At 51.4% G+C, this 13,863-nt stretch carries 1 protein-coding gene (running past one end of the window); it reads left to right on the forward strand.

The genetic code is table 11. The features are described from left to right. Positions 1 to 13,863 carry the 5' portion of a non-ribosomal peptide synthase/polyketide synthase gene (locus ACUC6J_RS12100; RefSeq protein WP_447250261.1) on the forward strand. The gene runs 28,401 nt beyond the window's last position, so 13,863 of the gene's 42,264 nt are visible here — the first part of the coding sequence; its start codon is at positions 1 to 3; the stop codon falls past the right edge of the window.

The raw sequence follows: 13,863 nt of genomic DNA on the forward strand, positions 1-13,863 counted from the left end.
ATGACTCAGCACAATGTTCAATTGTTTACATTAAGCCAGCCACAGCAACGTATTTGGTACACGGAGCTTGTGTATCCCAATCGCAACACATCTACGATTATTACCACTGTTAAAATCAAGGGAACGGTTCGCATAGATGCATTGCAGGAGGCAATGAACCGGGTGGTTGCACAAAACGATTCTTTTCGTATCAAAATCACGGTTCGGGACAGCATTCCCTATCAATATGTTGAGCCGTTTGCTGCTCAAAGCATAGAAACCCTTCAGGTTACTCCAGAGGAAGCTGAGCTATGGGTGAGTCATCATAATGCCCAGCCGTTCCCCTTACTGGATTCGCAGTTGTATCGATTTGTTATTTTGCAGCTGGGGGCAGAAGACACCTGGTTTAGTTTCAAGATGCATCATATTATTTCTGACGGCGTTACCATGGAGCAGGCCATTAATGAAATTACGGGGAATTATATGAGTATTGTACATGGTACAGGTTCAGATACGCCGGTCCCAGCGAACTCATATCTCGATTTTATTCAGACGGAGCAAAGCTATGAGCAATCAGAACGCTACCAAAAGGACAAGGTGTACTGGACGGAGAAATTTGCCGACTTGCCGGAGGTTACAGGTTTAAAGTCTTACAATCCGCTCACGATAAGCACGGCTGCACGCCGAGAGGTTTATACACTGGAGCACGAATTATATCGTGGTGTCACGGCTTTTTGCGAGGCGCATAACATCAGTATTTTTACATTTTTCCTGGCCGCATTGTATATTTTTTTACATAAAACGACAGGTGAACAAGATTTAACCGTTGGTACATTGTATGCTAACCGCACGTTAAAGAAGGAAAAAAATACAATGGGCATGTTCGTCAGCACTGTGGCTACACGTCTGCAAGTTGAGCCGGAATCCGAGTTGCTCACTTTTCTACACGGTGTTGGCAAGGAGCAGGCGTCCATTTTGCGGCATCAGCGTTATCCGTATAACAAAATCATGCAGGATTTGCGTGAACAGCAAAGCGGCACGGATATTGGCCGCTTGTTTGGCGTTACCATTCAGTACCGTACGCTGAGCTTCTCTCGTTTTGATGAAGCCATTCAGCAGGTACATACTGATTTCTGCGGAGATACGGTGAGCGACTTCGATATTGCCATGATAGACATGCTGGATGACGATAAACTTGTATTGCAACTGGATTATCGGACCGAGCTGTTCAGCGAGCAGGAGATCGCCCGAATTATTCGCCAATTCGTGAGTGTGGTAGAGCATATGGTGAAAGGGCCACAGAAGCGGATTCAGGAGTTGTCACTGATGAGTGACGAAGAGCGGACTCAAATTATGGATGTATTTAATGCGACAGCTGTCCCCTTTCCACACGATGCGGGTATTCATGAGCTATTCGAGGAACAGGCAGAACGTTCGCCGGATCAGACAGCGGTTGTATTTGGAAATCAGAGTCTAACTTATCGGGAACTGAATGAACGATCGAATTCATTGGCACGAATCCTTCAAGTACAGGGAGTAGGACCTGACAAGCTGGTTGGCCTGATGGTACAACGCTCAGTGGAAATGATTGTAGGTCTGCTGGCCGTTCTAAAAGCAGGCGGAGCTTATGTGCCGATTGATCCCGAATTTCCGTCATCTCGTATTGAATACATGATGGAAGACAGCAAAGCGGCAGTGCTTCTGACCAGTCGTGATCTGGCAGAAGAGCACCCTTGCCATGCCAATGCTATATTTCTTGAGGATGCAGCATTGTATCAGGGAGAAAGCAGCAACCTGCAGGCGATTGCTCGCCCAGAGCATTTGGCCTACGTCATCTATACCTCTGGATCAACCGGAAATCCAAAAGGAGTTATGCTCCAGCATCGCTCGGTACTCAACTTTATTACCGGGATGCGTGAAATCATTGACTTTGAAGCTGGCAAAACCATTTTGTCACTGACAACCATTTCATTCGATATTTTCGTTTTGGAAACCATCTTGCCGCTGCTGACTGGAATGACGGTTGTGCTTGGCGACCACCAGCATCAAGTGGACCCTCAGGCACTGGGTGAGTTGATTACCCATCATCATATTGAGATGTTGCAAATGACACCATCCCGGCTGCAGATGCTGCTGGATCATGAAGCAGGTTCCCACGCGCTACAGGGTGTGAAGGAAATCATGGTGGGAGGTGAAGCCCTTCCTTCCAAGCTTTTGGGAGCGCTGCAAGTAATAAATGGTCTCCGTATTTATAACATGTACGGACCTACAGAAACGACAGTTTGGTCGACTGTACAGGAACTAACTCATGCTCAAGAAATTAATATAGGACGTCCCATCGCGAACACCCAAATATATATCCTAAATACGAGCGGGGAATTGCAGCCAGTCGGTATACCGGGAGAATTATGTATAGCAGGGGAAGGGTTGGCCCGTGGGTATTGGAATCGCGAAGATCTGACGGCCGAGAAATTTGTGGAAAATCCGTTTGCTGGAGGCAAAGCGGGCTATGAACGGATGTATCGTACAGGTGATTTGGCCAGATGGACACTGGACGGCAATATTGAATATTTGGGACGAATGGATCACCAGGTTAAAATCCGGGGCTACCGGATCGAACTGGGCGAGATCGAATCACAGCTTTTGCAGGTGGAGTCGGTACGAGAAGCGACCGTCGTGGCCCGTACGGACGAAACAACGGGCCAAAAACAAATGGTAGCGTACTATGTGGCCAATCAAGCCATGGAAGCTAGTGAACTGAGAAGTGAGCTGGGGCAGGAGCTACCAAGCTATATGGTGCCGTCGTATTTCATTCAGTTGGAGCAGATGCCGCTGACACCGAACGGTAAGATCGACCGCAAGTCCCTACCAGCACCGGAAGGCAGCCAGCAAAGCGGAACGGATTATGAAGCGCCGCATACCGCGCCAGAACGGGCACTCGTCGCAATCTGGCAGTCCATCTTGGGCGTGCCAACCGTCGGTATTTTGGACAATTTCTTTGACCTGGGCGGCGATTCGATCAAGGCGATTCAAATCGTATCCCGTGCGTTCCAGGCAGGCTACAAGCTGGATATGAAGGATTTGCTTCGGTGTCCAACCATCGCAGCATTGGCACCACTTATGACAAGTCGTATGGCAGATCAGGGAGAAGTGAGCGGGGAAACGGCATTGCTTCCGATCCATCATTGGTTCTTTGAACAGGAGCAAGTGGACGCGCATCATTTTAATCAGGCGGTTATGCTGCACCGGGAGCAGGGCTTTGACGAAGCTGCTTTGCATCAAGCGCTAATCCAGTTGACGGAGCACCACGATGCACTGCGGATGGTGTTCAGGAAGACCGAGCAAGGCTACCAAGCGTGGAATCGCGGAATACAGGAAGGCGAGCTGTATCATCTGGACGTGCTGGACTTTAGGGATTTGACGGATGAAGTCATCCTGAGCACGAAGATTGAAACGAAAGCAACTGAAATTCAACACAACATAAACTTGTCTGAAGGACCGCTGGTGAAGCTGGGTCTGTTCCGTTGTACTGATGGAGACCATTTGTTGGTGACAATCCACCATTTGGTGGTCGACAGCGTATCATGGCGTATTTTGCTGGAGGATCTGGCATCCGGCTATGAGCAGGCTTTACGGGGCGAGTCTGTCCGCTTGCCGAATAAGACGGATTCTTTCCGTCTTTGGGCGGATCAGCTGACAGCTTATGCGAACAGCGCCGCGTTGGAGAAGGAACGGCCATATTGGGAGCAGGTGGAGCGAGCTGGTGCTGTTCAACAGGCATTGCCTAAGGATTACACTCGTAAGTCTCAGGCCAAACCACAGCTTCGCGATGAACGGACACTGACCGTAGCGTGGACGGTCGAAGAAACGGAACAATTTTTGAAACAAGCCCATCGGGCCTACAATACAGAAGCAAACGACCTGCTGCTGACAGCTTTGGGTACGGCCGTTCAGGAGTGGGCAGGCATCGGTCAGGTGCTTGTAAATCTGGAGGGTCATGGACGGGAAGCCATTTTGCCGGATATGGATATTACGCGCACCGTCGGTTGGTTTACCAGCCAATTTCCAGTGGTCCTGGATATGGGCGAGGACCGGAATGTGGGACAGCGTGTCAAGAACGTCAAGGAAGGGCTACGCCGTTTGCCGCATAAAGGGATTGGATACGGGATTTTGAGATATCTTGCTGATGGGGAAGGGAAATCAGCTTTTGTGGCCGAGCCGGAAATCAGCTTTAACTATCTCGGCCAATTCGATCAGGATTTGAAGCAGAATGCATTCCGCATGTCTCCTTATTCCGTCGGAGCTTCCATGAGTGACACGTTGACCAAGCGGTATGCTCTGGATATCAACGGCATGATCACAGAAGGTGCCCTGGAACTGACGATCAGCTACAGCAACAAAATGTTCATGAAAAAATCGATCAAAAAACTGGCTGATCTGCTGCAGGAGAGCTTGCGTGAGGTGTTGACTCACTGTGTGGCCAAAGAGTTGCCGGAGCTGACACCAAGCGACTTGTCCTTCCAAGGACTGACGGCTGTAGAACTGGATCATATTGTAGAGCAGACGGCTGCTGCGGGAGAACTGGAAAACATTTATTCGTTAACCCCTATGCAAAAAGGCATCCTGTTCCACGGCTTCATGGAGCCGCAATCCGGGGCGTACTTTGAGCAGGCGACATTTGATCTGCAAGGCAGCTTCCAAGTGGAGGCTTTTGCTGAAAGCCTCAATCAGCTGGTGGATCGCCATCAAATATTCAGAACAAATTTTTATAGTGGCTGGAATGAGCAGCCTTTACAGGTAGTGTACCGCCATAAAGCGGCTGGATTCCGGTTTGAAGATGTGCGTTCGATGGAACCAGGAGAGCAGGCCGCATACCTTGCTGATTTTGCGGAACGTGACAAAGCGGCAGGCTTTCATTTCAGCTCCGGCGAGCTGATGCGGGTGTCTATTTTACGTACAGGTGAGGAGTCGTACCGTTTTGTATGGAGCTTCCACCATATTTTGATGGACGGCTGGTGCTTGTTCCTGGTTGTCGGGGAAGCGTTTCATACGTACTTTGCCATCCTCGAAGACTGCAAGCCAGAGCTTGCCCCGGTAACGCCATACAGTGAATATATTGAATGGCTGGATCGACAGGACAACGCGGAGGCAGAACGGTTCTGGAGCGATTATTTTGCGGGCTTTGAGCAGCAGACCGTATTGCCGCAGGTCAAACAGCTGGACGGTCACGCTAAAGCATATGAAGCGGACAAGCTTTCATTTACACTGGGCCGTGAAGTGACGGAGCGGATGAACAAGCTGGTTAAGCAGAAGCAAGTGACAGTCAATACATTCCTGCAAGCAGCGTGGGGCGTTGTGTTACAGCGGTATAACAATAGTCGGGATGTGGTATTTGGCAGTGTCGTATCCGGCAGATCAGCAGATATTCCGGGCATCGATAAAATGATTGGGTTGTTCATTAATACGGTTCCTGTACGAGTTCACAGTGAGAAAGAGATGACATTTGCTGGGCTGATGAAGCAGCTTCAGGAGCAGGCACTGGCTTCCCGTGCCTATGAAACCTATCCGTTATATGAAATTCAGGCCCTGACCGAGCAGAAGCAGGACCTGGTGAACCATATTATCGTGTTTGAAAACTACCCCGTGGAACAGCGCATGGAGCAGATGGGTAGTCGTGGGAACAATGGTTTTACGATTGCCAATACTTCCATGTCAGAGCAAACAAACTATGATTTCAACATTACGGTGGTGCCAGGCGATGAAATCCATGTCCATTTGGAGTACAACGCGCAGGTGTTGGAACGTACAGCTGTAGAGCAAATCCGTGAGCATTTGCTGCATATGATTGAAGAAGCGATTCACCGACCAGATGCACTGGTGGATGAGCTTGAGCTGGTGACTACTGCGGAAAAAGCGAAAATTATCGATGGTTTTGGATCCGTGGGCGTAGCTGCATGGAGTGATGAAAAGGAATCCGAATTGTTGTTCCACGCCTATGTGGAAGAACAAGCGCAGCTTGTGCCGGATCACGTGGCCGTTGTATACGAGGAGCGGCAGCTTACGTACCGCGAGTTGAACGAGCGTGCGAACCAACTGGCCCGTAGATTGCGGAATGAGGGCATTGGACGCGAATCGATTGTCGGCATCTTGAGCGAGCGTTCGGTAGACATGCTGGTCGGCGTACTAGCGGTATGGAAGGCTGGAGGCGCCTATGTACCGCTAGATGCAGACTATCCGTCCGAGCGCATTCGTTTCATGCTGGAGGACAGCGGTGCGACGGTGCTGCTCACGCAAATCGGCTTGCAGGAGCGCGCACAGGGTTGGCTGGAGGAAAGCCAATGGGCTATGGGCGAAGGAAAGAGCGAGGGTATGCTGGAGACGGCGGTTAGCGCTGAAACGATGGAAAGAGACCGTCTGAATGAAGGCGTAAGCTTGAAAGCAGATTCGAAGTCTGACCGCGAAGCAGCATCTGAACCGGTAACTGGGCTGCGTCTGCGTACTGTATTGGCACTTGACGATGAGTCGCTGTACACCGGGGATACCACGGATATTGAACGTATCAACGAGCCGCAAGACTTGGCGTATGTGATCTATACGTCCGGTACAACGGGGCGTCCAAAAGGCGTCATGATCGAGCATCGCAGCTTGGTGAACACGGCTGCGGCGTATCGCCGGGATTACCGTCTGAACCAGTTCCCAGTCCGATTGCTGCAACTGGCCAGCTTCTCCTTCGACGTGTTCGTCGGCGATATTGCACGGACGCTCTATAACGGCGGCACGATGGTCATCTGTCCGAAAGAGGATCGCATTGATCCAAGCCGTCTATATGGCTGGATTCGTGATTATCAGATTACCGTGTTCGAATCGACTCCAGCCTTGATCGTACCGTTTATGCAGCATGTGTACGAGCACGGACTGGACATGAGCAGTCTGGAGCTGCTGATTACGAGCTCAGATAGCTGCAGCGTGACGGACTACCGAGTGCTGCAAGAACGGTTTGGCGCAGATATCCGTATCATCAACAGCTATGGCGTCACGGAAGCGGCGATTGACTCCAGCTTCTACGACGAAGAGCTGTCGAAGCTACCAAGCAGCGGGAATGTGCCGATTGGTCAGGCATGGCTGAACGCACGCTTCTACATCGTGGACAGCCAGCTGAATCCGGTGCCGATCGGCGTACTGGGCGAGCTATGCATCGGCGGCATCGGGGTCGCACGGGGATACCTGAACCGTGCGGACCTGACGGCCGAGAAATTCATAGCGAATCCATATGTACCGGGTGAACGACTGTATCGCACCGGCGATTTGGCGCGGTGGATGGCGGACGGCAATGTAGACTTTATCGGCCGGATGGACTATCAAGTCAAAATCCGGGGCTATCGAATCGAGCTGGGCGAGATTGAAACCGTAATTCAGCGGGTACCAGGTGTGCGACAAGCTGTAGTCATCGACCGGACGGACGAGCGTGGACACAAGTATTTGTGCGGATACATCACGGGAGAAGCCGAGCTGCGGATCGAGGAAGTACAAGCAGAGCTGGAAGCCGGACTGCCAGCGCACATGGTGCCTGCACGCCTGATGCGACTGGAGACGATCCCGCTGACCAGCAACGGCAAAATCGACCGCAAGGCTTTGCCGGAACCGGAAGGCAGCATTCATACCGGAGCAGCCTATGTGGAACCGCGTACTACGGTGGAGCAAGTACTGGCTGCGGTATGGGCCGCAGTGCTTGGCGTGGAGGCCGTAGGCACGCAGGATAACTTCTTCGAGCTGGGCGGCGATTCGATCAAGGCCTTGCAAGTATCCTCCCGCTTGCTGCAAGCGGGTTATCGATTGAACATGAAAGACCTCTTCAGCCATCCGACGGTAGCGGCACTCAGTCCATTACTTCGTACCGATGGCAAGGTGGCCAGTCAGGAAGAAGCAGTAGGCCAGGTGGAACTGACACCTATTCAGCGCTGGTTCTTCGAGCAGCAGCCGGCTGATCTGCACCACAGCAACCAGGCGATGATGCTGTACCGAGCTGGGGGCTTTGATGTCGACGCGCTGCGCCGTACGATGGACCGTATGGTCCAGCATCATGACGCATTGCGCACGGTATTCCGTGAGACGGAGCAGGGTTATGTTGCTTGGAACCGCAGTGTAGAGGAAGGCGAGCTATACACGCTGGATATTGTAGATTTCAGCGGAGTGGAAGACGAATCCACCGCTATCGAAGCCAAGGCGAGTGAAATTCAAGCCAGCATTCATTTGAGCGCGGGTCCGCTGGTGAAGCTCGGTCTGTTCCATTGCGCTGAGGGCGACCATGTATTAATCGTCATTCATCATTTGGTGGTGGACGGTGTATCGTGGCGTATTTTGCTGGAGGATTTGGCATCTGGTTATGAGCAGGCAGTTGCAGGTCAGACCGGCACAGCTATTCGGCTGCCGCATAAAACAGATTCGTTCCAGGTATGGGCCAAACAACTGTCAGCCTATGCCAACAGTGCGACGATGGAGCGGGAGCTGGCCTACTGGCAGCATATCGAACAAGCCGAAGCAAGCCTCGCGAAGCCTTTGCCGAAGGATTTTGCGAATGATAATGCACGGCTCGGAGACAGTGAGGTGGTGACGGTCCGCTGGACGAAGCAGGAGACGGAGCAGCTGCTCAAACAAGCTCATCGCGCATACAACACGGAAATGAATGACCTGTTGCTAGCCGCGCTCGGAAAAGCGGTGTATGACTGGTCGGGTTCCGAGCGGATATTGGTCAACCTGGAGGGTCATGGACGGGAAGCCATTGTACCGGATGTGGATATTACACGCACGGTCGGCTGGTTTACGAGCCAGTTCCCGGTTGTCCTGGATGGAAGTCTGGGAGAAGGGGGACATACTGCTCGCCTGATCAAGCGGACCAAGGAAGGGTTGCGTCATATTCCGCAAAAAGGCATCGGCTATGGTATTTTACGCTACCTGTCGGATCTAAATGTGCTGGAGAAAGCAGGCGTGCAGTTAGAGACTCAGCCTGAGATCAGTTTTAACTATTTAGGCCAATTCGATCAGGATTATAAAGGCAACGATTTACAGCCTTCATCCTATTCCATTGGTGTGCCTGTCAGCACGAACGCGACTATGGATTTTGCGCTGGATATCAACGGATTAATCGAAGATGGCGAGTTGGTGTTCACGATCCGCTACGGCACAACACAGTTCCGTCATGAAACGATGGAGCGGCTGGGAGAGCTGCTGGCATCTGGCTTGCGTGAGGTGATTAGCCATTGTGTTGCCCAAGAAAGAACAGTGCTGACCCCAAGTGATGTGCTGTTAAAACAGGTAACGCTAGACGAACTGGAGCAATTGGTGGAAGATACGCGAGATCTGGGCGAGCTGGAAAATGTATATGCTTTGACACCGATGCAAAAGGGGATGCTCTTTTTCAGCCTGATGGATGAGAATTCGGCGGCTTATTTTGAGCAGGCATCCTTTGAGTTGAATGGGCGCTTCGATGTGGTTACTTTCGGTAAAAGCTTGGATCTGCTTGTACAGCGTCATGAAGCATTACGGACGAACTTTATCAGTTCATGGAAGGACGAGCCTGTACAAGTCGTTTTCCGCAATCGCAGCGGAGAGTTGTACTATGAAGACCTGCGCGGACTGGAAAAAGAAGAACGTAAAGCACGTGTTGAGGCATTTACCCTTGCCGATAAAGCGAAGGGATTTAATCTCGCGGAAGATGCACTCCTTCGTATCTCGATCCTGCAAACTGGGGATGAAACGTACCACTTTATCTGGAGCTTCCATCACATTTTGATGGATGGCTGGTGCTTGTCCTTTATGACCCAGGAAGTATTCGGTAGCTATCTGGCCCTGCGTGCGGGTGATGAGCCAGTGCTGGAGCCAGTCACGCCGTTCAGCCGATTTATCGAATGGCTGGAGCGTCAGGATCGTGAGGCAGCCCTGCAATACTGGCGTGGGTATCTGGCGGACTACGAGCAGCAAATTACGCTTCCGCAGCAAAAAACACAGCCGAAATCAATGCACACCGGGGAATATATCGCTGAAGATCTGGATTGCGAATTCCAGCCAGAGCTGGTTGCCCAGATCGAACGGGTGGCGAAGCAAAATCAGGTCACGATCAATACGTTGATTCAGACGGTATGGGGCGTTCTGTTGCAGAAGTATAACAACAGTACGGATGTCGTGTTCGGCAGCGTTGTGTCCGGTCGTCCAGGGGATATTCCAGGTGTGGAGCACATGATCGGGCTATTTATCAATACAATTCCAGTGCGTGTGCAGTCTGAACCAGGTAAAAGCTTTGTCGAGCTGATGAAACGAACACAGCGGCAAGCGCTGGCTTCCAATGCCTACGATGCGTTCCCGCTGTATGAAATTCAAGCACTGACCGAGCAGAAGCAGGATTTAATCAACCATATTATGATATTTGAAAATTACCCGGTGGAGCAGCAGGTAGAGCAACTGGGCAGTGAAGGACAGGAACCCTTCACAATTTCAAACGTGGTGTCTACAGAGGAAACCAACTACGATCTGAACGTTGTCGTGATGCCAGGTGAAGGCATCAAGATTCGTTTTATGTATAACACGCTCAGCTTTGATCAAGCAGGTATTGAACGTCTGTATGGACATTTTGCGCGTCTCTTGGAGCAAATTTCGCTCAACCCGCATGTTCGAGTGGAAGAGCTGGAACTACTCACAGCAGCGGAAAAACAGCAAATTACAGCGGCCTTTAATGATACCGCTTGTGCATTTCCGTCTCATCAAACGATCCATCAGCTGTTTGAAGAACAGGTGGCACAGACACCGGATCAGGTGGCACTGGTGTTTGGACATCAGCGTCTGACGTATCGGGAGCTGAATGAACGGGCGAATTCATTGGCACGCATCCTTCAAGCACAGGGAGTAGGACCCGACAAACTGGTCGGCCTGATGGTGGAGCGCTCCGTGGAAATGATCGTAGGTCTGCTGGCCGTGCTAAAAGCAGGTGGTGCTTATGTGCCGATTGATCCCGAATTTCCGTCCTCACGTATTGCATACATGCTGGAAGACAGCGAGGCCGCAGTGCTTCTGACCCGTCGTGATTTGGCAGAAGAACACCAATGCCATGCCAATAACCTATTTCTTGAGGATGCAGCATTGTATCAGGGAGAAAGCAGTAACCTGGAGGCGATTACCCGCCCAGAGCATTTGGCTTACGTTATCTATACCTCTGGTTCGACGGGTAATCCGAAAGGAGTTATGCTCCAGCATCGCTCGGTCCTCAACTTTATTACAGGGATGCGCGAAGTCATTGACTTTGAAACGAGCCAAACGATGTTGTCACTGACGACCATTTCTTTCGACATTTTTGTCTTGGAGACGATCCTGCCACTGTTAGGCGGAATGACGGTGGTGCTTGGCGATAGTCAGCATCAGGTGAATCCACAGGCTCTGGGTGAATTGATTGCTCATCATCATATTGAAATGCTGCAAATGACGCCGTCCCGGCTGCAAATGCTGCTGGGTCATGAAGCAGGTTCCCGCGCGCTGCAAGGCGTGAAGGCTATAATGGTGGGGGGCGAAGCCCTGCCGTCTAAGCTGCTTGCAGCACTGCAAGAAATCAACGGTCCCCGGATTTATAACATGTATGGACCTACAGAAACGACGGTTTGGTCGACCGTGCAGGAACTGACCCATGCTCAACATATTCATATTGGACGCCCTATCGCGAATACCCAAATATATATCATGAATGCGAATGGGGAATTGCAGCCCGTCGGTGTGCCAGGTGAGTTATGTATTGCAGGGGAAGGCTTGGCCCGTGGGTACTGGAAACGTAAAGAACTGACGGCCGAGAAATTTGTAAATCATCCGTTCGCTGGTGGTAAGGCAGGTCATGAGCGGATGTATCGTACAGGCGATTTGGCGAGATGGATGCCGGACGGCAACATTGAATATTTGGGCCGGATGGATCACCAGATTAAAATCCGGGGCTACCGGATCGAACTGGGCGAGATCGAATCGCAGCTGCTGCAGGTGGAGTCCGTACAAGAAGCAGTCATCATGGCCCGCACGGACGAAACAGGTCAAACCCAGCTCGTGGCGTACTACGTGGCAAGTCAAGAGCTTGGAGCTAATGAGCTGAGACAAAAGCTGGGACAAGCGCTGCCAAACTATATGGTGCCGTCGTATTTCATCTGGTTGGAGCAGATGCCGCTGACACCGAACGGCAAAATCGACCGCAAGTCCCTGCCAGCACCGGAAGGCAGTCTACACAGCGGTGCAGAGTATGCAGCGCCACGAATGGTAACGGAACGGACACTCGTAGCGATCTGGCAGTCCATCCTGGGCGTGCCCACTGTCGGGATTTTGGACAATTTCTTTGATCTGGGCGGCGATTCGATCAAGGCGATTCAAATCGTATCGCGTGCGTTCCAGGCAGGCTACAAGCTGGACATGAAGGATTTGTTCCGCTACCCAACCGTCGCAACACTGGCACCGCATATGCACGAGGTAAGTCGTAGGGTAGATCAGGGAGAAGTGAGCGGGGAAACAACTTTGTCTCCCATCCAGCATTGGTTCTTTGCCCAGGAGCAAGTAGATGCGCATCACTTTAATCAGGCGGTGATGCTGCACCGGAAGCAAGGGTTTGATGAGTCCGCTCTGCGTCAGGCACTTGACAAACTCACAGCGCACCATGATGCTCTGCGGATGGTGTTCAGCAAGACCGAGCAAGGCTATGAAGCCTGGAACCGCGGAGTACAGGAAGGCGAGCTGTATCACCTGGATGTGGTGGACTTTACGAACTTGACGGATGAAGCCATGCTCAGCGCAGCTATGGAGGCGAAAGCCAGTGAAATTCAAAGCAGTATCCAGCTACATGAAGGGCCGCTGTTGAAGGCTGGTTTGTTCCACTGTGCAGATGGGGATCATCTCCTGATGGCGATTCACCATTTGGTCGTGGACGGGGTATCATGGCGTATTTTATTCGAGGATTTGGCCGTAGCCTATGAACAGGCCATTCATGCAGAGGTACTTCAGTTACCAGACAAAACGGATTCATTCCGCTTCTGGTCGCAAGAACTTTTCAAGTATGCGCATAGCGCAGCCATGGACAGCGAATACGCCTACTGGGAGCAATGGAACGCAGCCGCTTTGGCTGACCAAGTACGTTTGCCTGAGGATCAAGCGGAGGCCGAACCGTTTACCTTGGCTGACACGGATACCGTGGTCTTCCAGCTTACGGAAGAAGAGACAGAAAAACTATTGAAGCAAGCACACCGCGCGTACAACACGGAAGTGAACGATTTGCTGCTGACTGCACTAGGCATGACGCTGTACACGTGGACGGGTCATGAACGCAGTCTGATTCATTTAGAGGGACACGGACGGGAGAACATTTTGCCGGATACGGACATTTCTCGTACGGTAGGCTGGTTTACGAGTCCATATCCGATATTGCTAGACATTGGTTGTGATCGTGCTTTGTCGGAACACATCAAGCAGGTCAAAGAGTGCCTGCGCCATATTCCGAATAAAGGAATGGGCTATGGAATCTGGAGATATTGGAGTGAATCCGGCCAAGCCGTTGGTCAACATCAAGCTTTTGCCGAGCCACAAGTAAGCTTTAACTATCTCGGACAGTTGGATCAGGACTTGCAAAACAGCGATATCCGCATGTCTCCTTACTCAATGGGATCGGTCGTGAGTGACCGGACGAAGATGAAATATGCGCTCGATGTGAGCGGAATCGTCACGAACGGCATCCTGGAACTCGACATTCGGTATAACGGCAAAGCCTTCCGTAAAGATACGGTCCAAATGCTGGCTGATCTGTTGAAATCCAATCTGCTTGAAGTGATCGAGCATTGTGTGACACGGGAGCAGGCCGAATTGACTCCAAGTGATGTA

The organism is Paenibacillus sp. JJ1683 (assembly GCF_053006485.1).